Source organism: Pontibacter pudoricolor (genome assembly GCF_010092985.1).
GTDB classification, from domain to species: domain Bacteria; phylum Bacteroidota; class Bacteroidia; order Cytophagales; family Hymenobacteraceae; genus Pontibacter; species Pontibacter pudoricolor.
This window is the reverse complement of the sequence record NZ_CP048106.1, coordinates 1,909,485-1,934,483: the sequence shown is the minus strand read 5'-3', so window position 1 is coordinate 1,934,483 and position 24,999 is coordinate 1,909,485. Positions and strand designations below refer to the sequence as shown.

Here is a 24,999-nt window from a genome sequence, read left to right as displayed (position 1 = left end):
TCGTACCGACAGTTTTGGCCTATGCACAAAATTACTCTTAAGTGTTTGCTACCAGCCTTGCTGCTTGTTTCCTGCTTTAGTGCGGAAGCCCAGGTGTCAGCCCCCAAGTACAGTAATGAATTTTTGAACCTTGGTGTGGGTGCACGTGCTTTGGGTATGGGTAATGTGCAGGTTGCCATTACCAGTGATGCGACTTCCGGTTACTGGAATCCGGCCGGTCTGCTTCGCCTTCCCGATAAGTATAACATAGCCTTAATGCACTCCGAGTTGTTTGCCGGTATTGCGAAGAATGATTTCGCAAGTTTTGCGATGCCCATAGATACCAATAGTGCGTTGGCAGTATCAGTAATCAGGCTTGGTGTGGATGATATTGCTGATACCCGCCGCCTGCAGAATGAGTTCGGCTATATTCAGTACGATAGTGTAAAGTTCTTCTCGGTGGCAGATTATGCGGTATTGTTATCGTATGCGCGCCGGAGCAGGTTAATAGAAGGGCTGCAACTGGGAGCAAGTGCAAAGATCATTTACCGCAACGTTGGTAATTTTGCCAATGCTTGGGGTTTTGGGTTAGATGCAGGTGCACAGCTGCAACGTGGCAGCTGGCAGTTTGGCGTAATGGGTAAAGATATTACGACTACCTTCACCGCCTGGACGCATAATGTAGAAGAGTTGGAAGAAGCTTATGCCCAAACCGGGAATGATCTCCCTGAGAATTCTGCAGAGCTTACCTTACCACGTATTATAGTTGGCGCCGGAAGAAATTTTCAGATCAATGATAAGTTCACTGCCCTTGTTTCTACAGACATAGACTTTACGTTTGATGGTAAACGGAATGTGCTTCTCAAGTCAAACCTGATGTCAGTAGATCCGCATATTGGCGTCGAACTGGTTTACTCCAAATCGGTATTTATCCGGGGCGGATTAAGTAACTATCAGCAAACTACCCGCTTCGACGGCAGCACAGCTACACAGGTACAACCTAATTTTGGGGTTGGTTTCGTATCAAATGGCTTTAACCTGGACCTTGCACTCTCACGCATAAGCGACCGGGAGAAGAACTCCATCGCCAACGCCAACACATCTTCGGTCATCATTTCAATGGGATATTCATTCAGATAAGGTACTTGCAGCCATGTATATTTCCGCCACTTTTAAACGCTTCTGTCTCTTATCTCTGTTTATAGTTACAACTATAGTTACAGCCCAGGCGCAAACCAACTATGGCAACGAATGGATAAACTATGAGCAGACTTATCATAAGATAAAAGTAACCAGCACCGGCCTGCATCAGCTTAATTATACTTATTTAAGTCAGCTGGGCCTGGAAGGTGTTAATCCGCAGAACCTGCAGTTGTTCCGTAGGGGAAAAGAAGTTGCCGTTTACATAGCCGGAGAACAGGATGGAAAACTCGACCCGCAGGATTACCTGGAGTTTTATGGGGAGCGGAATGACGGAGCGCTGGACGCGGAACTATACAAAGACCCCTCGCACCAGCCACATCAGTTCTATAGTTTATACACCGATACAGCTGCTTATTTCTTAACCTTCTCAACTGTTAAGGGTAAGCGGATGCAACAAAACAACCCGGAAGTAACAGGCAAAACACCGGAGCCTTACCATTTGCAGCAGGCTTTGTTCATGTATACAAACAGGTATTATACCGGCAAAACCTATAACGACAATCGCATGCCCTGGCTTGATGCAGGCGAAGGATATGCTTCACACTCCTCACGCTACCCCAAAACATTCAATAACAGTGGCACAAGTTTGCTGACTAATGTAGTAACTACAGGGCCAAAGCCCCAACTGGAGTATGCAGTAGTCACGACAAATGAGATGATGCACGAGTTTACGGTAAAGGTCACAAGCGGAAGTACTCCAAGGCAGATCGAGCTTTTCCGGGTTTTCGGCGATGATTTTGCAAAAAGTAAAACTGCGCTGGAATTTACTGACTTCACATCTTCCGGGCAGCTCAATCTATATATTGAACGCGTTGGTCCGGATATAACAGCAGATCAGGTTGGTTTTGTCTACGGAAATATTACCTACCCACAAGCTACTAACTTCCCTGCGGGGCAGCGCCAGTTAACATTCTTTACAGATCCTGCGCGTGGGTTATCTCCTTATTATGAGGTGAAAAGCAGCCCTGGAGCATCCGTTGCCTACGATGTCACAGACCCATATAACCCTGTTCGTATTGCAGGTTATAGTTCTGGTAGCGGTAAAGGGTTTGTGATAGATGGTAATACAACTTCCCGTAAGGTATTAGTGGCAGACGCGTCAAACCCGTGGAGGCCGGTACAAACCGAAAAGAATATCCGTTTCCGTAAAATTACTCCTTCAGCTCACAACTATATTATTCTAACAAATAAGCGCCTGATGAAAAAGGTGGCTGGTGAGAGTTTGCGCGCGCCTGAAGCTTTTGCGGCTTATCGTGCCTCTGATGCCGGAGGTGGGTATGATACTTTGTTAGTGCACATGGATCAGGTGATAGACCAGTTCCATTATGGCGAGTTTTCGGTAAACAGTATCCGGAGATTTATGAGTTTTATGCTTACCTCAAATAGAGCAAAGCATCTGTTTATAATTGGTAAAGGCGTAAAATATGGAGCCCCGGAATATCAGGAGTTTTATGGAGGACGGTTTAGTTATTACCACATTGGCGGCCGCAACCCTAAAGTGTACGAGATAGACCTTGTGCCAACCGGTCTTGCGCCGGTTTCGGACGTGTTCTTTACAGCAGATTTTAAGAACAATTCGTTTTCGCCTGAGGTACCTACGGGGCGCCTTGCCGCTATCAAAGCAGAGGATGTTATCAATTACCTTAATAAAGTAAAGGCATATGAAGCCTTGCCTGAAGGATTGCCGTGGCGTAAAAATATTTTGCAATTAGGCGGGGGAACGACTGTTTCTGAGATAAACCAGATTGCAAACTATCTGAAGAAGTATAAGAATATAGCTGAAGGGATTTACCTGGGAGCAAATGTTATAGAAAAATACAGACAGAACGTAAGTGAGGTTGTTGAAACTATAAATGTAGCTAACGAAATAAATGCGGGAGTTTCGCTGTTAACTTTCTTTGGTCATAGTTCGCCAAGTACAACCGACCTTGACATTGGACTAGTATCCAGTGCATTAAACGGCTACAATAACAAAGACAAATATCCTGTCATCTTAATGAACGGTTGCAGTACTGGCGATGCCTTTATACCTAACAACAGATCGTTTGGTGAAGACTGGGTAAACACCGCGGATAAAGGAGCTATTGCTTTTATAGCACATGCTGAGTCCGGGTACCCATATTATTTGGACCTCTATTCCACAAACTTTTACTCCACTGCTTTTCAGGATCCGGCGTTTTATGGAAAAACACTGGGTGAAGTACAGCAGCAGGTTATAAAAAGAACTTTACAGTCTAACCCGGGCGACGTTACCAAAGCAATGGTGATGGAAATGGTTTTGCAGGGCGACCCGGCCGTTAAAATATATAATCCATCAAAACCGGACTACGCTGCTATTGTAAATGAAGCTGACATAGAGGGCGTTGTGCCGGGAGAGGTGTTAACTGCTGCTGCAGAAAAATTTAATTTAATAGTAGGCGTACGAAACTGGGGGAAGGCATTACCGGACTCAGTAGGAGTTACTGTCAAACGAATTTTAGCAGATAACACTGAACTTGCACCTGAGCTTTTTAAAGTAGCTCCAATTTATTATAAAGATAAAATTGTTCTGGAGATTGATAACAGAGGAGTAACAGCCCTTGGGATGAACCAGTTTGAAGTTACACTTGATGGCGACTTTAAATTTGATGAACTGGATGAGACGAACAATGTGGCCCGTTTCCAGTACTTTTTCCCGGCAAACGGGCTAATTGCCCTGGCGCCGGCAAATTTTAGTATAGAAAGCAGCAAAAATGTAAAAATAGTTGCTCAAACAACACTATTACAGGAAAGCAGGCAGGGTTTTTACCTGGAAATTGACACCACATATCATTTCAACAGCGCACTTAAACGCTCATTTACCACTGACAATTCGCTGGTACCAACCTGGGATGTGGATGTGTCTGCCTTAGGAAATTTACCTGATAGCACAGTGTACTACTGGCGTGCCCGTTTCCAGCATTATGAGGCAGGAGAAGATACCTTATATGCTTCAAGTTCCTTCAGAGTGATTAATGGCTCCAGGCCCGGTTGGTCGCAAAGCCATATCGGGCAGTTTAAAACTATAGAAACCGATAAAGTAATTATACAGGAACCAAAGCCTCATTTCAGTTTTATACCTGGTGTTGCTGATGTTTCTATAAAGACAATCGGGGGAGATTTCAGGTACACGCGTAACCATGGTCTGTATTTAAATGATAAGCAGCTCCTGGGAGTTTCATGCGATTACCCGGAAAGCAGTACCACTTCGAGGCTCTACATGGTTGTAATTAACGATAAAACGCTAGAACTGGTGAAAGGACTACCGTTTGCCACACCATGCACCGGCTACGAATACCTGTATCAGTTCAAGGATATGAATAACGCCACTGTAAGAGCAAATGTGGAGTCCTTTCTGAAACAGGTTCCGGTTGGCTATTATGTTGCTGTTATTAGTATCAACAAGGTTGCTTTCGAGAGCTTTACAGAGAACCTGAGAAATGAATTCAGAACTATAGGAGCGAAAGAGATCGGTAATCTGAAAAACGGTCATCCTTACGCTTTGTTAGGAAGAAAAGGAGCGGAGCCAGGCACAATGTACGAAGTAGTGGCAGATCCGAGCAACCCCACTGTTCCTTCTAAACAGGAGATTGCTTTACGTGTTACCTTAAAATCTAATCAGCAGGCCGGAGAAATAACTTCTGCCATCATCGGGCCAGCACTTAGCTGGGGTTCGGTGCATCACAATATCGAAAAGTATAAAGCCGGGAACGATGACTATACGCTGCGCGTGATCGGTATAAATACAGAAGGCAACGCGACGGTATTAGTTGATAATGTGCCTTCTAAAAATTTTGATATTTCTAACATTGATGCAAAAGTATATCCGCACCTGCAGTTAGAGGCCGCACTCTCTGATGCAACAGACCGTTCTGCCCCTCAACTGGATCAGTGGCTTGTATTTTACGAAGTAGCCCCTGAAGGAGTGATTCGCCCGGATTTGGTAGAAGTAAGTTCCTCAATAATTTCGGAGCAGGCCAATAAAGGGAAAATGAAGGTTCCGATGCTATTTCAGAATGTTTCATCCTTTGCCTTTAAAGACTCGCTTGCCGTAGATGTAACCGTAACCGGTGATGGAATAGAGCCAATACAGAAACGTTTAAAGCTTGCCCCGCTTGCCGCTAATACGTCGGCTACTTTTAATTTTGAAATGGATACCCATACCTTAGATGGCAACTATAAGTTGAGCATCTATGTGAACCCACGTATTCAACCAGAGCAGCATTACTTCAACAACATTTATGTTGTGCCATTTAAAGCGAAATCCAGGTTACACCCTATTATGGATGTGGCATTTGATGGCGTGCATATTATGGATGGGGAATTGATATCTCCAAGCCCGATGGTCAGTATAACTGTGAAGGATGAGAACAAGCAGGCGTTCTTAAGTGACGCTTCCGGAATGTCTGTCATATTAGTTGATCCTAACGGAAATCAGCAGGAAATTGCGTTAGACAAAACTTCAGAGTTAGTAGAGTATGTTGAGGTTTTTCCGGCAACGGAGAAAAGCGATTTCAGGGTTGAGTTTAAACCTGCTAAGTTAGAAGACGGTGTTTACACGATGGAAGTCCGTGCGAAGGATGTGTCGGGTAAACAGTCGGGCATTTCACCGTACCGTATTAACTTTGAAGTTGAAAACCGATCTTCCATAACCAATTTCTACCCATTCCCGAACCCGTTCTCGACTAAAACCAACTTCATATTTACACTGACTGGCGCCACCATTCCGGATCATATCAAGATCCAGATCTTAACTATAACCGGTAAGGTAGTGAAAGAGATTATGAAGGAAGAACTGGGGCCGCTGCGCATTGGTAACAACAAAACCGAATATGCCTGGGATGGTACCGATATGTACGGCGATAAACTGGCGAACGGGGTATACTTATACCGTGTGGTAGTTAGCCGGGGCGATGAGATGATGTACCACAAGCAGAAGTTCGGCGACAAGGCCTTTAAAAACGGCTACGGCAAGATTTACATATTGCGTTAAACTATAGCCAACTATAAAAACAGAAAAGGAGCAGCTCTATAGTTGCTCCTTTTCTGTTTTTATAGTTTCCGTTTCAGGGCTATAAAACTATAGCTATACTTATTCTTCTCGTCAGGTTCATGCTTTTCCTCGGATGTTACTTCCCAGTTGTTTTCATCAATTTCAGGAAAGAAGGTATCGCCCTCAAAAGTGTGGTGCACGCGGGTTAGGTAGATAGTGTCTGTTTTGGCTAAGGCTTGTTTGTATATCTCAGCTCCGCCGATAATGTACACATCCTGGTCTATAGTTTGGGCTTCGGCAATAGCTTCGTCTATAGAGTTGACAACAATACAGCCGGGCGCTTCAAAATCCTGTTGGCGGGTGATGATAACGGTAGTACGGCCCGGCAACGGCTTCCCGATTGACTCGTAGGTTTTGCGGCCCATTATTATCGGGTGGCCCATAGTCAGGTTCTTGAAAAAGTGCAGGTCGGCGGGCAGGTGCCAGATAAGCTGGTTATCTTTCCCGATCACATTATTTTCGGCAACGGCTACAACTATAGCGATCATATTTTATAAGTTAAAAGTATAGCCACGTAATAGATCAGCCAGCGGCATGCGTTTTTTGCCTTCCATTTGCAGGTCAACTATAGTTACTGCAGTGTCGGCGGTTTTTACATGCACAAAGGTTTTATTGTCAGTGTAAACAGTTCCGGGCGTGCCATCATACCCAGCATTTTCCAAAACTTCTACTTTAAAAATCTTAAAGGTTTTATCGCCTAAACGTGTCCAGGCGGTTGGGTAAGGGGAGAGGCCACGCACAAAATTACGAACCTGGTCTGCCGGCTGATCCCAGTTGATCCCACAGGTTTCTTTAAAGATCTTCGGTGCGTGTTTCAACTCTCCGGTTTGTGGTTGCGGCATTGGCTTAACATTGTCCTGCTCAATGGCCTGTACGGTTTGCAGCGCAAGTTTTGCGCCTTCAAACTTCAGCTTTTCGTACATCGAGCCAAAGTCATCTTCTTCAAGTATAGGCACACGGGTTTGCAGTAACAGGTCTCCGGTATCAATTTCATGCTTCAGGAAAAACGATGTAACACCGGTTTCTTTTTCGCCATTAATGATGGCCCAGTTAATAGGCGCAGCACCACGGTACTGCGGCAACAGAGAGCCATGAATATTGAATGAACCCAGTGGCGGCATGCTCCACACCACTTCAGGCAACATTCTGAACGCAACTATAATCTGCAGATCGGCTTTGTAGCTGCGCAGTTCATCCAGGAAAGTTTCAGATTTTAAGTTGGTTGGCTGCAGCACCGGAACATTTTGCGAAACAGCGTACTCTTTTACCGGTGACTGCTGAATTTTCTGGCCGCGGCCGGCTGGTTTATCAGGTGCGGTAACTATAGCAACTACTTTATAGTTGTGTTCGACTAAAGTCTGTAAGGTGGGCACCGCAAAATCGGGGGTACCCATAAATATAATGCGTAGGTCTTTCGGCATAGTCTTATTCTGCGTCGGGGTAAAGCAGGTATTTTTTGCGTAAGGTTTTATAGTTTGCTAAAGCAGGCTCCCAGCTGGCACGAATCTCCGCTTCTGTTTTTCCGGCTATAATCTGCTTTCTGAGCTCCGAAGTTCCGGCCAGTTTCTCGAAAAAATTGTTGAAAAACTTATCCTGCTGGGTTGAGTTCTTGTAAAAATCGAGCAGGTAAGCTAATGTAAAAGGCTGTGCTGTAGCCGGGTCTGTTAAGTTCTTACCGTAGCAAACCTGGTTTTTGTGAGGCGGATCGGTGGCGCCAGGTGTGCTGACAGGCGTAAACGAAAAATCCTTGAACTTATAGTATGGGCTGCCGATAACCTGGAAAGGCGTAGGCGTGCCGCGACCAACGCTTACATTGGTACCTTCGAAGAGGCAAAGCGATGGATAAAGCGTAATGGCCTGCTGGTTAGGTAAATTTGGAGATGGCTTAACGGGTAAAGTATAAGGCAAACTATGGTTATAGTTGGCAACAGGTATAACCGTGATCTTTGCCTGTTGCTGACGTTCCAGCCATTTTTCGCCGTTTATCATGTTTGCCAGTTCGCCAACTGTAAGCCCGTGAACTATAGGAATAGGGTGCATGCCTACAAAAGACTTATGCTCCGGCTCCAGCACAGGACCATCCACATAGTTACCGTTCGGGTTAGGGCGGTCAAGTATAAGCACCTCCTTGTTTTGCTCAGCTGCGGCTTCCATTACATAATGCATGGTACTGATGTAGGTGTAAAAGCGTGCGCCCACATCCTGGATATCAAAAATAAGTACATCAACATTAGTAAGCTGCTCCGGAAGTGGCTTTTTGTTTTTGCCGTAAAGTGAGATAATCGGCAAACCGGTCTTGGTGTCTCTGGCATCTTTTACATAGGCGCCTGCATCAGCTTCACCACGGAAACCATGCTCCGGTGCAAAAATAGTAGTGATCTTAACACCACGGCTCAATAGGGTGTCTACTAAGTGAGCATTGCCAACTATAGATGTCTGGTTTACGACCATGCCTACGCGTTTGCCTTGCAGTTTTGGCAAGTATAGTCCGAATTGTTCGGCACCGGTTTGGAGCGGTTTTGATACTTCGGGAGCTGTTTTAACTATAGTTGGCTTTTGCTGCTCTGGTTGCTGAGTTGTTGTTTGCTTCGGAGTGCAACTGCCTATAGCCAGCAGCAACGAAGTATAAAGTATAAACAGTGGCTGTATCATAATTGAGAAGAAGTCAAATTTCATACCTATCTTTAAGGCAGTTTATCCTGTTTTAACGCGTGAACATATCCAAGTACATATCCGAAAAAATCTCAGGAGTTAAATCCGGTTCGTTTACGGCGTCGGTTACAAAAATAGCAATTATAAGTATAGCTGCCGGCATTGCCATCATGATTGTATCGTTCGCCATTCTGGAAGGATTCCGTAACGAGATCCGCGACAAGATATTCAGCTTCGGGGCGCACCTGCAAGTTAACAAATACGATACCAATAACTCTTACGAAGGTGCCCCGATCAGCAACAATATTGGTCTTTCAGAAGCAGATTCTATCCCCGGAATTAAGCAGATTCAGGCATTTGCCCGTAAAACCGCCATCGTAAAATCAGAAGAAGAAGTGCTGGGCGTGGTACTGAAAGGTGTGGGTAAAGATTATGACCTGAGCGCCATGCAGAAGAACCTGGATGCAGGGAAATTACTCTCCTATAACGACACAGCATCATCTAAAGAAGTAATGATGAGCCGGCGGGTGGCCGAAAAACTGCTCTTAAAAGTTGGGGATGAAGCTATTTTCTATTTCATACAAAACCCACCACGCGCCCGAAAACTGAAAGTATCCGGCATATTTAATACTGGCCTCGAAGAGTTTGACGAAGTGTTCGTGATTGGGGATATAAAGCTAATACGGGAGCTGAATAACTGGCCTGATTCCATTTCGGGTGGGGTGGAGATCATGATCAAGAACTTCGACCAGATCGATCAGGTGGCAGATGAAGTGTTTGAACACATGAACTATGACCTGCAGCTCGAAAAGATAACGGACCGCCACGCGCAGCTTTTTGACTGGCTGAAACTGCTGCGCAAAAACGTGATCATTTTCCTGGTGCTCATCATTTTTGTAGCTACGTTCAACATGGTTTCTACAGTGTTCATCATGATCATCGAGCGCATAAACATGATAGGCGTACTTAAAGCGGTTGGAGCCACAGATGCCCAGATACGAAAGGTGTTCTACTTCCGCGGGCTGCATTTAACCCTTCGCGGCATGCTGTGGGGGAACATCATCGGCATTGGTTTCTGTGCTGTTCAATATTACTTCAAGATCATCCCCCTAGACCCTGAGAACTACTACATGGACACCGTTCCTATTAGCTGGAATTTCGGAATTATAGTTGTGCTCAACCTCATTACCCTTGGGATGACAATGTTCGCTATACTTATACCAGCCGCCATGGTCGCCCGCATTAAACCGGTAAAAGCTATTAAGTTTGATTAACGTTTAACCAACTATAAAACAAGAAAGCCATACTTGCAGGTATGGCTTTTCTGTTTTTATCGGAGTTGCTTCGTAGTTAAAAGACGCAAAGTATTGCGTCTCTACAATATCGGTTATCTGTAGAGGCGCAATACTTTGCGTCTCCATTACTGTGCGTCTGGTATTCTACATCGGCAGTAACGGACACTGAAGTATAAGATTCGGGTTTGGGCATATCTTTTCAAAATGTGCTCTGTCTGATGCTGCAGCTACGCCCGGAAAATCACCTGAGCGGCCTTCCATAGTTGCCATTACCTGGAAATGCAGGTGTGGCGGCCAGTCGCCGTTCTCCGGGTAGTTACCAAGCCAGGCGATTCTTTCGCCTTTTCTGAAAGCTTTTCCAACTTCTAGTCCTTCCAACGATTTCCGGCTCAGGTGGCCATACAACGTATAAAAAGTAACACCTTCCAGTTCGTGTTGCAGAATTATAGTTGGACCGTAATCTCCAAAGTTATTGTTGTCCTGGAAACTATGTACGGTAGCATCCAACGGAGTATAAACCGGCGTTTCAGCTTCCATCCAGATATCAATACCTAAATGCAGGTTGCGGCTTTCGGCGGCTGCATCGAAGTGTGAGCTGCGTCTGTAAATAGACCGGTCTTCGAAATAACCACCCACGCCAACTATAGCCTTTTGCTCACTCAGCATCTGGTTTACAGCTTCGTTAAAAGTCGCTGTATCAACTAAATCGGTTTGCTGCAACAGGTTGTTGGCAGCCGTAAAATCAAGACGGCACACTACGTTGCTTTGCAGGTCGGTGTCGATGACCGGGGCAAAGGCAGTAGTGTGCCGTCTCAGCAGTTCGCTAAGTTCTGTTGTTGTTTTCATTCACTCTATAGTGCAGCGGGTCTGGCTGCAGGCGCAAGTATAAGAAGTTAATTTACTTCTTCCACAAACTTAGAGAGTGTTTTTAAACTTTTAGTTTTACCAAACAGCTCTTCCGATTTTCTGCTGTAGGCCATGGCGGCTTCCTGCAAAGTCTCGAAAGTACCCAGGTTGATACGCTGCTTGTTATGGTGGATGATGGCTCTGTACTTCTGGGCTTCCTTATGCACGCCACGCACACCAAGTTTGTTCTCGGTTTTAGTGGTGTTGCGCACAATTTTGCAAAGCGGTGCCCACTCCAGGTTCTCGCGGCGGCAGTCCAGTTTGTTGCCGTTTTTGAAGTGCACGTACAGCTTAATGTTGCTTTCCTGCTTTTCCAGGAGCTGTTCGCCGATAAGTTTATGCAGGTAGATCGTCTCGTTGCGGTACTTGCCATTCTTTAGCGGCCAGTTCTTCTGGAAGAAGGCATAGCCGTTAGAGTGGATGCGCAGGTGTTTCAGGAATTCGATCTGCTGCAGATATGCATTTTTCTGAATGTACTCGTAAGTGTGGTCATCTACCACTACGGTTTTTTCACAGTTTTTTAGCGTGAGTTTATAAAGCATCACAGTTTTATTGTAGTAAGGTGTTAGAACGGTAATTGAGCTGGGGCCTTTTACCCATTTTGTTTCTGAAACAGCTCAACAGCACAAAGTTGCAGTTTTTTTCTCAATCTTTATACAGGCTGTTTTCAGTTTTGGTCTTGTACGTATACTTTATACAAAAGCGTTGTGTTTTAGTGAAAACTTTATCACAACAGCTAAGTTTATTGTAACTTTCCACTTGTAAACAGGCTCTAAAACTTAAATCATCATTATAAACTATAAACTAAAATGAGTAACTCTTACCACACACTGAAAATTTCGGACATCACCCGTGAAACTTCAGATGCTGTTACCCTTCATTTTGAACAACCACAGAATCAAACTATAAACTATAAGCCAGGCCAGTTTCTTACCCTGATCATTCCGTTTGAAGGTAAAAAAGAACGCCGCTCTTACTCGCTCAGCAGTACACCCCACGAGAACACCCTATCGGTAACTATAAAGCGCGTGCCGGGCGGTAAAGTGTCTAATTACTTGCTTGATAATGCAGCAGTAGGGCAGGAGATTGAAGTGATGGAGCCACTTGGTAATTTCTGTATTACCTGCGATGTCGCTGAAACCCGCAACGTAATCTTATTAGGGGCTGGCAGTGGCATAACGCCGCTTATGTCTATACTTAAAGGCGTGCTGCGCGAAGAACCGAACAGTAAGGTTACATTGCTGTACGGTAACCGCGACGAGAACTCGGTGATCTTTAAAGACCAGCTGGAGCAACTGCGCGCCGAAAACCCGGACCGTTTACAGATTGCTTACATCTTTAGCCAGCCAAATCAGAATTGCGAATACCGCGGCCGGGTGAACCAGAGCCTGATCATTAAAATTCTGGAGCGCCTGCAGTTATCCAAAATCAGCAATGGATTATACTTTATGTGCGGCCCGGAAGGCATGATGGATGAAGTAAAGAAAGCCCTGAACGTATTGCATGTGCCATTCGATAAGGTTTTCAGGGAAAGTTTTGTGAGCAGCAAGCTAACCGGCGAACCTGATTCGGACCAGCATGGCAATGTAAGTGCTACTGACGAAGATGAGATAACCACCCAAACAGTAACCATTATTTACGAAGGCTCGGAATACAGCGTAACCGTAAACCCGGACCAGACTATACTGGAAGCTGCTCTGGACCAGGATGTTGATCTGCCGTACTCTTGCCAGGCGGGTTTGTGTACCGCTTGCCGTGGTAAGTGCCTGAGCGGAAAAGTGCACCTGGATGAGCGTGAAGGCTTGTCGGATGCGGAGCTGGACGAAGGCTATGTGCTGAACTGTGTAGGTCACCCGCTTACCAGCGATGTTGTTATCGAGATCGGATAATTAAAATTCACGTATAAAATAAGAGCCATATCTTTTGTAGATATGGCTTTTTTTGTACTTTCAGCGGAAGTACCTATATTACATTTTTAGAATATATGTTAGCATTATGACCAACGTATCAGCAAACTTAATTATACCAAAGCGCAAGCAACGCACTTACCTGCCTGAAGATTTTAAAGTAGAAACCTGGGAAGCCCTGCAACCTTCTTTTGAAGAACTGAAAAACAGGGAAATTACTAACGTAGAAGAGCTTGAAAAGTGGATGGCCGACCGGAGCGAGCTGGAGAGTATGCTTTCGGAAGACATGGGCTGGCGCTACATACGCATGACCTGCGACACACAGAACGAAGAGAGTACCAAAGCCTTCCAGTATTTTGTGTCTGAAATAGACCCCAAAATTGCGCCTTACGACCACGAGCTGAACAAAAAGCTGATGCACTCGCCTTACGTGACTGCACTGGATAAAAACAAGTATAGAATTTACCTGCGTGGCGTAGAACGTGCGCTGGAGATTTTCAGGGAAGAGAACATTCCGCTTAACACTGAGATCAGCACCAAGCAGCAACAGTACGCAGCCATTACCGGTGCAATGACCGTAACGCTGGATGGCGAAGAGATGACCCTGCAGCGCGCTGCCGACCGCATGAAGCAGAACGACCGAGCCGTGCGTGAAGAAGCCTGGAGAACGATACAGGAGCGCCGCATTCAGGACAAGGACAAGCTGGATGAACTGTTCAACGAACTGCTGAAACTCCGCACACAGGTAGCTAAAAATGCAGATTTCGGGAATTTCCGGGATTACATGTTTGCCGCACTTGGCCGTTTCGATTATACCCCGCAGGATTGCTTCGATTTCCATACTTCAATAAAAGAAACTATAGTTCCGCTGCTAACAACTATAGACCAGGAGCGCAAGCAGAAACTGGGAGTAGAAGAATTAAAGCCCTGGGACCTGGATGTGGACCCGTCAGGCAGAAAACCGTTGGAGCCTTTTACTTCCGGCGAAGAACTGCTCGAGAAAACAGTGCAGGTATTCTACAAACTGGATACGTATTTAGGCGATTGCCTTGCTACCATGCGCGCCATGGGCCACCTGGATCTGGAGTCCAGAAAAGGAAAAGCGCCGGGCGGTTACAACTATCCATTGGATGAGATCGGGGTTCCGTTCATTTTTATGAATGCGACTTCCAGCTTGCGCGATGTGATCACGATGCTGCACGAAGGCGGCCATGCCGTACATTCTTTCCTGACACGTGAGCTGACGCTGAACTCTTTCAAGCATCCACCTTCAGAAGTAGCAGAACTGGCGTCTATGTCGATGGAGCTGATCTCGATGGATTACTGGGATACCTTCTTTGATGATGAAGACGAACTGCGCAGAGCTAAGAAAACGCATTTGGAAAGCGTATTGGAGACCTTCCCGTGGGTGGCTACAGTTGATAAATTCCAGCACTGGATCTACGAACATCCGGAGCAAACTACCGAAGAGCGCAAACAGGAATGGGTGAATATCTTCGACCAGTTTAACCACCAGTTAGTTGACTGGACCGGGCTGGAACAGTACAAGCCATACATGTGGCAGAAGCAGCTACATATTTTCGAAGTTCCGTTTTATTATGTGGAGTATGCCATGGCGCAGTTGGGTGCAATTGCTGTTTGGAAGAACTATAAAGAGAACCCAGCGGAAGGTTTGGCAGCTTACAAACGTGCGTTGAGCTTAGGCTATACCGTATCGATAGGCGAAGTATACGAGGCGGCTGGTATCAAATTCGATTTCAGTACGGCATATATTAAAAGTCTGGTTGATTTTGTGCAGCACGAAATGGAGCAACTATAAACTATAAAATTTGCCTAATTTTGAGCCCTGCTATTCGTAGCAGGGCTTTTTATTTTAAGTAGAGGATCGGCGTTAATTTTAGGTCGTAAAATAAGAGTATGAGTAAAGGATTTTGGCTGTTTCTGGTGTTGGCGGCTATAGTTTCGGGTTGTACCACAAGCGAACTTTCGACGGAGGCTGTGGATGTTGAAGTAGGCGAGAGCAGATTGCCCCGCAGTGTTGTAGGAGTGTGGCGTGGTGTAATTCCTTGTGCCGACTGCCCGGGCATAAACTATAACCTGAGCCTGAACGAAGACAATACCTTTGAAGAAACAATGGTTTACCAGGAGCGTGACGTTGAACCCTATACCCGCACCGGAACCTGGCAAATAGCGAATGGCATTCTTCAACTTCACGGCAACGATTCTACTTCAACCCAATTCGACTTATCGATAGGTGGGGAATTGCATATGTTAGATCAGAAAGGGAAGAGAATAACCACCAACCTGGCTGACAAATACAGGCTGAGAAAGGACACTGACTTAACAGGCAACAATCCTGAACTTTGGAATGAAAAACGCAGGCTAGGTGTCGATTTTATAGCTACCGGAAACGAACCTGGCTGGGCACTGGAAATTGACCAGGAGAAAGGCATGTACTTTAAAACGCTGCCTTCCGAAACTATAGCCCTGGAAACTGCAATTCCGGAGATCGTAAATAACGGTAAAACTATTACCTATAAAGCCACTGCTGAAACCGGCGACCTTATAGTTGAATTAACTGTACAGCCCTGCGAAGACACTATGTCTGGTAAAATGTTTACGCACACAGTTCGGGTAAAGGCAAAAGGCATTGAGTTTAACGGCTGCGGAATGTTTCTGAGTACGAAGAGCGAAGAGAAATAACCTAACTATAAACAGAAAGGCCAGCTATAGTTCAGCTGGCCTTTCTGTTTATAGTTAGGTTACTTAAAGTGGCTTGAACTGCTCAAACATCTGCTTACAGTTGTTACAGTAATGCATAGAGCGGCAAAGTGTCGGGCCGAAAGGCGTTCTCATATCCGTATTATCGCTATCGCAGTAAGGGCACTTTACATGTTCCAGAATATCCAGGTCCAATATCAGGTCATACTTTGGTGGTGGTGCCAGGCCAAACTCTTTCAACTGTTTACGGCCTTTCTCTGAAAGCTTATTGCTGTCCCAGGGCTTATCAAAGGTCATGTTAACCTTATAGTTGGTGATGCCGTGTTTTTCCAGTGTGCGTTCTACATCTTTCTTCATGTAGTCCATGGCAGGGCAACCGGCAAAAGTAGGCGTCATATTCACGGTAACGTGGTCATCTTTCGAAACTTCCACACCCGTGATCACCCCCAGATCCACCAGCGATAACACCGGTATTTCAGGGTCTTTTACCTCCTCCAGCAGGGTTAATATGTTTTCCTTGGTCAACATTGTTTCGTTATTAGTTACTCGTTGTTCGTTATTCGGATTCACAAAAAGCGATCAATGGTAACGATTAACGACTAATTACCACTCAGCAGTTGGGTCAATCTTAAATACTTCAGCCATCTCGTCCAATAGCGGCTGCAGGTGTTCTGTATGCTCACCGTAGCGTCCACCAAACTTAGGTTCTATAGTTGTCAGGTCAGGTAATTTCAAATCTGTCTTTTCAATTACTGCCTGTATGCGCTTCAGCCACTCAGCTTTCACAGCTTCTTCGCCTGCATACACACCTGCATCAATTAGCTCCTGCTCATAATTCGATTTCTCGAACATCGCCAGCGCATAAGGCATCGCTTCATTCAACGAAGACTGCAAACGAAGGATAGCTTCTTCAGTAGATGAACCTAAATTCTTGATCCAGGTATTGGCGTGCAGCACATGGTATTTTACTTCGCCTTTCAGCTTCGTAGCAACTTTAGCAATCGGCTCGTAGCTCGACTGCGACAGCATCTCGAAACGGATGATCTCGGCATTATCGTATAAAAAGTGGCGGATTAGGCTGAAATCGTACTCGCCGTTTGGCAGTTCTACCAGGTGGCTGTTATGGAACTGGTTGGCGTTGCGGGTAAAGGCAACGGTATCAGGTTCAGCTTCGCCAAGCTCCTGCAGCAACGTATAAAAAGCTAAACTATGGCCTATCTTATCCTGCGCCATCGACGAGAAAGCAATGTCCTCTTCCAGTATCGGGCCGAAGCCGGTCCATTCAGAGTTGCGGTGGCCAAGTATAAGCTGGTCGTCTGCCAGTTTGTATAACAGGTCTTTTATCGCTTGCTCGTTCATTATTGCGCAGTTGTAGGTTTATTCTCTTCTTTATACTTCGTAATCTTGTCCATTACTTTGTAGGCAATGGCTTCGCGGTATTTCTTCTCCGGAATAGTGGTCCACATATCCTTATCCTCTTCTGCAGACTGCAGCACATCTTTCGACTTAACTACCCACACATTTACGATAGGGCCTTTCTCTCCTAATTGTTGTTTTGCTTCCTGAAGTGCTTCCTGGTAAGATGTTGCCATTACACGGCCGGCATGTGCATGCGCTTTTCCACGCTTTTTCAGATGGAAGATTTCATATGGTTCAGGTTGCTCAGAACGTAAAACAGGTTCTTCAAACTGGATAGTGTCGTACACATTCTCGTTATCATTACCGTAAGGCGTAACCTGGATGTTTTCGGTGCGCGCGATCCAAAGGCCGGTGCAGGCAAAGCGGCGGCTATACTGCTCTTTTGCAAACAGGAAAGCCACGTCTTCGTTAGGCGCATGAACCGGGCCAACGTAAGTATAAGCAGTACCTTCTTTCTTCTGATGGAAGGCTTCGTATGTTTCAAACTGATCCAGCTCCGGCTTTGGCTCCATCGCAGGAACTTCGCCTTCTGGCAGGTTCAATCTTGTTACTCTTGGGTCTAGGGATGTCAGAGACATAGTTAAAAGTTAAGAGTTAAAAGTTATGAGTTATGAATGAAGAGTACTTTTAACTCTTAACTCATAACTCTAAACTACCATTGGCTATGCCAATGGACGAACGTATTTTGCTTTCGGGTTTAGCAGGGCTCTGCGTACCCAGGCACCACGTTCTTCAGCAGTGCGGCGTACCGCAAGGCGCTCGGCGTTGCAAGGGCCATCACCGTTGATCACACGCTTGAACTCATCCCAATCCGGCTCCGTGAATTCCCACTGGCCGGTTTCCATATTCTTCTTAAGATTCGGATCCGGAACAGTTAAGCCAAGCTCCCAGATCTTAGGCACATACATATCCAGAAACTGCTGACGGCATTCGTCATTAGAAGCCATCTTCACTTTCCAGCGCATCAGTGTTTCGGTGTGCGTACTCATTTTATCTGATGGGCCAAAGAAGGTCATGATCGGTGGCCACCAACGGTTAAGTGCAGCCTGTATCATTTCGCGCTGCTTTGGTGAGCCTGTTGCCATATGCACCACGGCATCGTGGCCATACTTCAGGTGGAATGCTTCTTCGGCGCAGATACGCTCCAAAGCACGTGAGTAAGGACCGTAACTACCTTTGGCATTCGCCATCTGGTTAACTATAGCACCTGCATCAATCAGCCAGGAAATAATATTAGAGTCTGCCCAGGTAAAGGCAGGGTAGTTGAATACGTTCGAATATTTTGATTTACCGTTGATCAGGTCAGTCAGCATTTGCTCACGCGACTTGCCCAGCGTTTCGGCAGCTGAGTATAGTAGTTGTGCGTGGCCTACTTCGTCCTGCACCTTTGCCATCTGCGCCATCTTACGACGGAAGCCGGGGGCCCGGGTGATCCAGGTGCCTTCCGGCAATGCACCGATAATTTCTGAGTGCGCGTGCTGCTCGATCATGCGGATCAGCTGCTTGCGGTAAAGTTCGGGCATCCAATCGGTTGGTTCGATCTTCTCTCCGCGGGCAATGCGTGCTTCAAATTCTTCTAATTTTGCAGGATCTTCTGTCTGCACATCATCGAATTTAGTCGCTTCAAAAACGTTTCCTCCTCCGTACATATTATTTATAGTTTAAAGGTTCAGTAAAAGTGCCGGGCCGTAGGTGGCAGCCCGGCGATTAGTTAATTTGTGTTTGGCGCTTTTTAAGTTTGTTTCAGTCCGTTTAGTAGCATAGTTGCCAGGTTAGCGGCAATTTCTTCAGCGTTCATTTTTCCTTCCGGCTTGTACCAGGTGTGTATCCAGTTCAGCCCGGAAAGTATCGTTAAAACAGCAAATTTCTCATCAGGCACTTTAAACTCGCCGGCTTTAATGCCTTCACGAACTATTTCTCTAAAGTGTTCTTCGTAACGGTTACGCAGTGCTAAGAACTCAGCATGGTGCGGCTCGCTTAAGTGGCGCCACTCGTGCAGAAACACTGCCGATGCTTCCGTATTCTTAGCTAATACTTTGACGTGCGCTGTAATGGCCGCCTGTAGTCGTTCAGAAGCAGAAGCACTGCATACATCAGCCTGGTCAATAGCTTCAAAAAACTCATTGGCCATCCGGAAACACACCCGCTGCAGAATCTCTTCTTTTGACTTAATATGAGAGTAAATACTGGCAGCTTCGATACCCAGCTGGTTTGCCAGGTCGCGCATAGACGTAGCCGAAAAGCCCCTGTTTTTAAACAGTGCCGTAGCGGTTTGCTCTATTTGTTCTTTTCTGCTCAAAGTTACTTCCATATATAACTAACAAATGTAAACAACCTAACGTTCGTTAGCAAATTTTATAACGAGGTTTTATAGTTGAGGGTTTTAAACTAAACTGTGATTTAGGAGATTTCGTCTGAACCGCAGGTTAAGGAAGATTAGACTGATTTTTGGAATTGAACACATGCTATAGTTTGAGCTGTGGTTCTATAGTTGTGGTTTCACCCCTTCCCAGCCTTCCCCTTTTATCGGGGCCCCCTACCCCCAAAACAGGGGAAGGAGCTTTCGAGTTGTCGTTATAGTTTAGGTTACTGTTTTATAGTTGCTGTTGTAACCCACCCCTGCCCCTCCCAAGAGGGGAATTTCTGCCTTTGCTATAGTTGAGAGCTATAGTTCTATAGTTACTGTTTGTCATCCCCTGCCCCCTTCAAAAGGGGGACTTTTCTGTTATTGCTTTTTCGACTTGTCATTTCGAACATTCTTGAGACGCGAGTCGAAGAGAGCCAGCGCAGCTGTAAGAAATCTGAATTAGCTATAGTTACAGTCCATCCACGGACAGGACAGGTTTACCTGTCCCTACGGAAATGCCACCACGATAAGGCGATGCAACTATAGCTTCTCAAGCAAACTATAGGTTAGCTATCGAGCTGATCACAGTCTTTGGGTTGAGCGCCTTTGCTTTGTTGCGGTGCCGCCAGGCAACCCGAGGGACGAGGGTAGCAAGAAAGCAGCAGCGCGATGCCCGAAGACGAGGCCTCCCGGCCGTGAGGGCACCAAAGGAAACTATAGAACTGTAGGTTAATAGAGCTCCCAGGATTAGAAGTAACTATAGAAGAAAAGGCTTGGTTCGGATTGGAAGAAAATCAAACTATAGAACCCAGATTTCTCCTAACGTCGAAATGACAAAAGCAGAACTATAGGAGAACTCAGATCCTTCACAGCTGCGCTTCCTCCCGGCTCAAGAGTGCCCAAAATGACAGCTGGGTGAACATCACTACAATGCTTTTTTACTTTCTTCGGATTCTCCCGAGCATTACATCAACTCTTACGTATATTTGAACTCCAGCCTTTATTAAATCGAACTATAAATATATGCTATGAATGATACAGCCACATCTGCTGAAAAACTAAAAATGGACTTTGTGCATTATGAAGTTCACGATAGAGTAGGTTATGTCACCCTGGCAAGAGCTGAAAAAAGAAACGCCCTGAACTACGAAGTAGTGTCGGAGCTGAAGCAGGCTTTTGCTTATGCCGAAGAAGATGACGCCTGCAAGGTAATCGTGCTGCGTGCCGAAGGGAAAGTGTTTTGCGCGGGCGCTGACTTAGAATATATTCAGAAACTGCAGGACAATGACTACCACGAAAATCTGGCCGACTCCACGCATTTAATGGAGCTTTTCAGACTGATCTATACCCTGAAAAAAGTAGTTATTGCCCAGATACACGGACATGCTATTGCCGGCGGATGCGGGCTGGCTGCGATCTGCGATTTTGGGTTTGCAGTGCCGGAAGCGAAGTTTGGCTACACCGAAGTAAAAATCGGGTTTATACCTGCTATAGTTAAGGTGTTTCTGTTGCGCAAAATAGGAGAGTCCAGAGCCAAACAACTTTTATTGACCGGTGATCTTGTTTCAGCTGCTGAGGCAGAAAAATATGGCTTGGTAAACTATGTGGTACCAGCCGAAGAACTGGAGCAACGAGTGTTTGCATTTGCACAGAAACTATGCGTAGAGAACTCCAAACAATCTATGGAAGTAACTAAGGAGATGATCGCGCGGGTGCAGGAAATGAGCCTGGAAGGTGGTTTGCAATATGCGGCCGAGATGAATGCCGTCGCCCGTAGCTCTGAAGATTGCCAGCGTGGTATTGCTGCTTTTCTTAACAAAGAACCTATCAATTGGTAAAATCTGTTTAACTTTTAAAACTATTTCTTAAACTTGCTGTTTCTTGGGTATGCTGACAGGAATCGGGATCATGCTCTTAACCTTTGTAGTTATGGAAGTTGTGGCATGGGTGATGCACAAATACGTACTACATGGTTTTTTATGGTTCCTGCATAAGTCGCACCACACCCGGCACAACCATGCATTTGAGCTAAACGACCTGTTTTTTGCCTGGTATGGCACACTGGCCATGCTGTTCTTTATTTTTGGCAGCGAGCCGTTGGGTTACAGGTTCTGGATAGGAGCGGGCATTACCTTATATGGGGTTGCTTACTTTCTGATTCATGATGTATTTATTCACAGGCGCATAAAAGCGTTTGGGCGTACGTCTAATGTTTATCTAAAAGCATTAAACATGGCGCACAAGGTACATCATAAAACATCCGGAAAATATGGCTCAGAAGCGTTTGGGATGTTGTGGGTGTCGCCGAGGTATTTTAAGGCAGCAAGTGAAGTAGTTAATAAAAAGGATAAACGTGGCGCAGTACACCATTAAAGAACTGGAACATCTTTCGGGCATCAAAGCCCATACCATCCGGATTTGGGAGCAGCGGTATAATATCCTGTGCCCCAAACGTACGGAGACAAACATCAGATACTACGATGACAAGGATCTGAAAACACTTTTGAATGTATCGTTGCTGAACGAGAAAGGCTATAAGATTTCCAAAATAGCCCAGATGCAGCCTGATCAGGTAATTCAGAAAGTGCAGCAGCTTTGTGAGATTCCTGGAGAGTGCTCCCAGCACATCAACAACATGATGTCGGCTATGCTGGACCTGGACGAAGAAGCGTTTGATAAGGCCATATCCACTGTAGCATTACAACTGGGTTTTGCCGAAGCTATGAATCGCCTGGTCTATCCTTTCCTGCATAAGATCGGGATACTCTGGCAAACCGGTAACATAACGCCGGCACACGAGCACTTTGTAAGCAACCTGATCCGCCAGAAACTTATAGTTGCCATTGATGGACAGGTAGTAAGGAGAAAACCTGACACACCATCTTACCTTTTATACTTGCCTGAAGGCGAACTGCACGAGTTGGCATTGCTGTATATGAACTATGTGGTCCGGTCAAAGAACCGGCACGTAATTTATATGGGACAAAATCTGCCCTTCAGCGATCTGGAGTTAACCTACGCCTTAACTAATCCGCAATATATCTGTACGGTACTCACGTCTGTTCCGGATCGTGACCAGGTGCAGAAATACCTTTACAAACTTTCGGAGGCTTTTCCGGAGGCGACCATTTACATATATGGTATGCTGGTACAGCATGAGCAGTTGGTGTTCCCTGGAAATGTGAAACGACTGGCCTGCATGCGCGAATTTACAGAGCTCTTTAGCTAAATTTGAGCTTACCGTATACACAAATGCCTGCCCGTACCGTTCAGAGTATAGGCAGGCATATTTTTTTTGTCCGTTAACCCCCTCATTTCTATAGAATTACTAAATAAAAAGCTTTTGTTGCAGGTTTGTTTAACCGTTTTTATAAAATAATTAAACAAAAAGCTTTTTATTTTCAGAAAGCTACGTATATTTGTTTATAGTTTTAGATAAAAGTATAAACAAAAAGTATGACAGCAATAGAATTTAGCAACGTAATACAACGAGTTGCTCAGTCATTGCGGCCTGTGGCTTTTAACCTCACCCGCGATACTGACGATGCAAAAGATCTGGTACAGGAAACCGTTCTGAAAGCTTTGATGAACCGTGAGAAGTTTAAAACAGGAACTAACCTGAAGGCCTGGCTTTATACCATCATGCGTAACACGTTCATCAACAACTATAACAAAATAACCAAGCGCAGCAGCAACATCGACAGCTCAGAGTACCTGCAGTACCTGAATACCGATGAAAACTACATCACGCAGAACAAAGGCACGGCAACTTTCGTCATGAACGATATTAATAAAGCCATTGCCAGCCTGAACGAAGAACATCGCACCCCTTTTATGATGTACTATGTGGGCTATAAGTACACCGAGATCGCTGAAAAACTGCAGATCCCGATCGGGACAGTAAAAAACAGGATTCACATTGCGCGTAAGGAGCTCAAGCAATCGCTTAAAGTATACCAGCAGAACTAATAGATAATACCAGCGCCTGAATTCCTTTTATGAGTGAGAAAAATGTAATTGTAATTGGGTCAGGTTTCTCCGGTTTATCCGCGGCTACCAGTTTGGCTAACCAGGGGTACCAAGTAACTGTGCTTGAAAAGAACAGTACGCCTGGTGGCCGCGCTCGTAGTTTTACTGCACAAGGTTTTACATTTGATATGGGCCCCAGCTGGTACTGGATGCCCGACGTGTTCGAATCTTACTTCGGGAAGTTTGGTAAAAGTACTGCAGCTTACTATGATCTGGTCAGGCTCGATCCGTCCTACACTGTAGTTTTCGGGGAGAGTGATTTTGTAGATGTACCTGCCTCATTAGATGAACTCAAAGCTCTTTTTGAGAAGTGGGAGCCGGGCAGCGCACATCAGCTGGATAGGTTTCTGGAGCAGGCCGCTTACAAATACGAAGTTGGTATTAAACAGCTGGTCTACAAGCCGGGCCGTTCCGTTACTGAATTTATAAACCTGCGTTTGTTGCTGGATGTACTCAGACTGGATGTTTTTCAGTCTTTCCATAAACACATCCGGCGTTTCTTTTCTCACCCGAAGATCATCAAACTGATGGAGTTCCCGATCCTTTTCCTGGGAGCTCTGCCTGAGAATACACCTGCCCTTTATAGTTTAATGAACTACGCTGATATCAGTCTGGGTACCTGGTACCCGATGGGTGGCATGCATAAAATAATAGAAGGCATGGTGCAGCTGGCGAAAGAGAAAGGGGTAACGTTCAGGTTTAACCAGGATGTGCAGGAAATTATAGTTGAACACGGTGAAGCTAAAACTATAGTTACGGCTACCGATGTGTTTGAAGCCGGAGTTATAGTTGCCAGCGCTGATTACCATCATGTAGAGAAGAACCTGTTGCCAGCGCAATACCAGAGCTATTCAGATGAGTACTGGGATACGCGGGTGATGGCGCCATCTTCTCTGATCTTTTACCTGGGCATCAGCAAACGAATGAAAAACCTGCAGCATCATAACCTGTTCTTTGATGAGGATTTCGGACCGCATGCGAATGAGATTTATACCAACCCGACGTGGCCGACAAAACCCTTGTTTTACGTATCAGCACCATCGGTAACAGACCCAACCGTTGCGCCTGATGGCTGTGAGAACCTGTTTATACTTATACCGGTGGCACCAGGATTGAAGGATACAGAAGAAGTTAGGGAAAAATACTATAACCTGGTTTTGGACAGGCTGGAGAAGCTGACGAACCAGGAGATACGCCCCTTCGTAAATTACAAACGCAGTTACGCACACAACGATTTTATACAAGATTACAATGCTTTTAAAGGCAATGCCTATGGTTTGGCTAACACCCTGCTGCAAACCGCATTGCTGAAACCAAGCCTTAAAAGCAAAAAAGTAAAGAACCTGTTTTATACCGGCCAGCTCACCGTTCCGGGTCCAGGGGTGCCGCCAAGTCTGATTTCGGGGCTGGTAGTAGCCAATGAAGTAGCAAAAGAATTTAAAGCACCTGTTATAGTTTAATCAAGTACTT

General features: G+C 45.5%; 22 protein-coding genes. 11 read left to right on the top strand and 11 right to left on the bottom strand.

The window, feature by feature from the left end:
* The first annotated feature begins 21 nt into the window (after positions 1 to 21).
* Together GSQ66_RS08325 and porU2 are read left to right on the top strand one after the other, a co-directional pair.
* Positions 22 to 1,119 carry a putative type IX sorting system protein PorV2 gene (locus tag GSQ66_RS08325; protein WP_162427047.1) on the top strand — a complete coding sequence of 366 codons (1,098 nt, stop codon included), beginning with the start codon at positions 22 to 24 and terminating at the stop codon, positions 1,117 to 1,119.
* Positions 1,120 to 1,132: 13 nt separating this feature from the next.
* Positions 1,133 to 6,193, top strand: coding sequence for a putative type IX secretion system sortase PorU2 (gene porU2 / locus GSQ66_RS08320; protein WP_162427046.1), 5,061 nt, complete (start codon positions 1,133 to 1,135; stop codon positions 6,191 to 6,193).
* Positions 6,194 to 6,252: 59 nt separating this feature from the next.
* Here porU2 and GSQ66_RS08315 read toward each other — a convergent pair whose 3' ends face one another.
* The 3 genes from GSQ66_RS08315 to GSQ66_RS08305 are packed head-to-tail and all read right to left on the bottom strand — an operon-like array spanning position 6,253 to position 8,929.
* On the bottom strand, positions 6,253 to 6,741 hold the full coding sequence (locus GSQ66_RS08315) for a dihydrofolate reductase (RefSeq protein ID WP_162427045.1): 489 nt from the start codon (positions 6,739 to 6,741) through the stop codon (positions 6,253 to 6,255).
* Between the two features lie 3 nt (positions 6,742 to 6,744).
* On the bottom strand, positions 6,745 to 7,674 hold the full coding sequence (gene fmt / locus GSQ66_RS08310) for a methionyl-tRNA formyltransferase (protein WP_162427044.1): 930 nt from the start codon (positions 7,672 to 7,674) through the stop codon (positions 6,745 to 6,747).
* A gap of 4 nt (positions 7,675 to 7,678) precedes the next feature.
* Positions 7,679 to 8,929: an exo-beta-N-acetylmuramidase NamZ family protein gene (locus GSQ66_RS08305; protein ID WP_238395872.1), complete on the bottom strand. Its 1,251-nt coding sequence runs from the start codon at positions 8,927 to 8,929 to the stop codon at positions 7,679 to 7,681.
* A 35-nt stretch (positions 8,930 to 8,964) separates the two neighbouring features.
* Here GSQ66_RS08305 and GSQ66_RS08300 point away from each other — a divergent pair, with 35 nt between their 5' ends.
* Positions 8,965 to 10,179: an ABC transporter permease gene (locus GSQ66_RS08300; protein WP_162427043.1), complete on the top strand. Its 1,215-nt coding sequence runs from the start codon at positions 8,965 to 8,967 to the stop codon at positions 10,177 to 10,179.
* 3 nt (positions 10,180 to 10,182) lie between these two features.
* On the opposite strand, the gene GSQ66_RS08295 is transcribed toward GSQ66_RS08300, so the two are convergent.
* From GSQ66_RS08295 to GSQ66_RS08285, 3 genes are read right to left on the bottom strand one after another with little or no spacing between them, the layout of a single operon-like run.
* On the bottom strand, positions 10,183 to 10,326 hold the full coding sequence (locus tag GSQ66_RS08295; RefSeq protein WP_162427042.1) for a hypothetical protein: 144 nt from the start codon (positions 10,324 to 10,326) through the stop codon (positions 10,183 to 10,185).
* 18 nt (positions 10,327 to 10,344) lie between these two features.
* Positions 10,345 to 11,046 carry a peptidoglycan DD-metalloendopeptidase family protein gene (locus tag GSQ66_RS08290; protein ID WP_162427041.1) on the bottom strand — a complete coding sequence of 234 codons (702 nt, stop codon included), beginning with the start codon at positions 11,044 to 11,046 and terminating at the stop codon, positions 10,345 to 10,347.
* 47 nt (positions 11,047 to 11,093) lie between these two features.
* Complete coding sequence (locus GSQ66_RS08285) at positions 11,094 to 11,648, bottom strand: HNH endonuclease (RefSeq protein ID WP_187033103.1); 555 nt, start codon at positions 11,646 to 11,648, stop codon at positions 11,094 to 11,096.
* Positions 11,649 to 11,915: 267 nt separating this feature from the next.
* On the opposite strand from GSQ66_RS08285, the gene GSQ66_RS08280 reads away from it, so the two are divergent.
* The 3 genes from GSQ66_RS08280 to GSQ66_RS08270 all read left to right on the top strand — a co-directional run bounded on the left by GSQ66_RS08280 (position 11,916) and on the right by GSQ66_RS08270 (position 15,716).
* Positions 11,916 to 12,995 (top strand): ferredoxin--NADP reductase, encoded by a 1,080-nt coding sequence (locus GSQ66_RS08280; protein ID WP_162427040.1) that lies wholly within the window; start codon positions 11,916 to 11,918, stop codon positions 12,993 to 12,995.
* A gap of 106 nt (positions 12,996 to 13,101) precedes the next feature.
* Positions 13,102 to 14,832: a M3 family oligoendopeptidase gene (locus GSQ66_RS08275; protein WP_162427039.1), complete on the top strand. Its 1,731-nt coding sequence runs from the start codon at positions 13,102 to 13,104 to the stop codon at positions 14,830 to 14,832.
* Positions 14,833 to 14,930: 98 nt separating this feature from the next.
* Positions 14,931 to 15,716: a copper resistance protein NlpE N-terminal domain-containing protein gene (locus tag GSQ66_RS08270; RefSeq protein WP_162427038.1), complete on the top strand. Its 786-nt coding sequence runs from the start codon at positions 14,931 to 14,933 to the stop codon at positions 15,714 to 15,716.
* Positions 15,717 to 15,779: 63 nt separating this feature from the next.
* Here GSQ66_RS08270 and paaD read toward each other — a convergent pair whose 3' ends face one another.
* The 5 genes from paaD to GSQ66_RS08245 form a co-directional block, all read right to left on the bottom strand.
* Positions 15,780 to 16,262 carry a 1,2-phenylacetyl-CoA epoxidase subunit PaaD gene (gene paaD, locus GSQ66_RS08265; protein WP_162427037.1) on the bottom strand — a complete coding sequence of 161 codons (483 nt, stop codon included), beginning with the start codon at positions 16,260 to 16,262 and terminating at the stop codon, positions 15,780 to 15,782.
* Between the two features lie 75 nt (positions 16,263 to 16,337).
* Positions 16,338 to 17,093: a 1,2-phenylacetyl-CoA epoxidase subunit PaaC gene (gene paaC / locus GSQ66_RS08260; RefSeq protein ID WP_162427036.1), complete on the bottom strand. Its 756-nt coding sequence runs from the start codon at positions 17,091 to 17,093 to the stop codon at positions 16,338 to 16,340.
* Positions 17,093 to 17,731, bottom strand: a complete 639-nt coding sequence (locus GSQ66_RS08255) for a phenylacetic acid degradation b (RefSeq protein ID WP_162427035.1) — start codon at positions 17,729 to 17,731, stop codon at positions 17,093 to 17,095. Before GSQ66_RS08255 ends, paaC begins: the two co-directional genes overlap by 1 nt.
* A gap of 84 nt (positions 17,732 to 17,815) precedes the next feature.
* Positions 17,816 to 18,802, bottom strand: a complete 987-nt coding sequence (paaA, locus tag GSQ66_RS08250) for a 1,2-phenylacetyl-CoA epoxidase subunit PaaA (RefSeq protein WP_162427034.1) — start codon at positions 18,800 to 18,802, stop codon at positions 17,816 to 17,818.
* An 83-nt stretch (positions 18,803 to 18,885) separates the two neighbouring features.
* Positions 18,886 to 19,452: a TetR/AcrR family transcriptional regulator gene (locus GSQ66_RS08245; RefSeq protein ID WP_202923423.1), complete on the bottom strand. Its 567-nt coding sequence runs from the start codon at positions 19,450 to 19,452 to the stop codon at positions 18,886 to 18,888.
* Positions 19,453 to 20,564: 1,112 nt separating this feature from the next.
* On the opposite strand from GSQ66_RS08245, the gene GSQ66_RS08240 reads away from it, so the two are divergent.
* The 5 genes from GSQ66_RS08240 to GSQ66_RS08220 all read left to right on the top strand — a co-directional run bounded on the left by GSQ66_RS08240 (position 20,565) and on the right by GSQ66_RS08220 (position 24,989).
* On the top strand, positions 20,565 to 21,338 hold the full coding sequence (locus GSQ66_RS08240; protein WP_162428980.1) for an enoyl-CoA hydratase/isomerase family protein: 774 nt from the start codon (positions 20,565 to 20,567) through the stop codon (positions 21,336 to 21,338).
* A gap of 91 nt (positions 21,339 to 21,429) precedes the next feature.
* The gene (locus GSQ66_RS08235) at positions 21,430 to 21,873 is read left to right on the top strand and encodes a sterol desaturase family protein (protein ID WP_238395871.1); all 444 of its coding nucleotides are present in this window, start codon (positions 21,430 to 21,432) and stop codon (positions 21,871 to 21,873) included.
* Complete coding sequence (locus GSQ66_RS08230) at positions 21,854 to 22,729, top strand: MerR family transcriptional regulator (RefSeq protein ID WP_162427032.1); 876 nt, start codon at positions 21,854 to 21,856, stop codon at positions 22,727 to 22,729. Before GSQ66_RS08235 ends, GSQ66_RS08230 begins: the two co-directional genes overlap by 20 nt.
* Before the next feature lie 227 nt (positions 22,730 to 22,956).
* Positions 22,957 to 23,469, top strand: coding sequence for an RNA polymerase sigma factor (locus GSQ66_RS08225; RefSeq protein WP_162427031.1), 513 nt, complete (start codon positions 22,957 to 22,959; stop codon positions 23,467 to 23,469).
* A gap of 29 nt (positions 23,470 to 23,498) precedes the next feature.
* On the top strand, positions 23,499 to 24,989 hold the full coding sequence (locus GSQ66_RS08220) for a phytoene desaturase family protein (RefSeq protein ID WP_162427030.1): 1,491 nt from the start codon (positions 23,499 to 23,501) through the stop codon (positions 24,987 to 24,989).
* Positions 24,990 to 24,999: the final 10 nt, after the last annotated feature.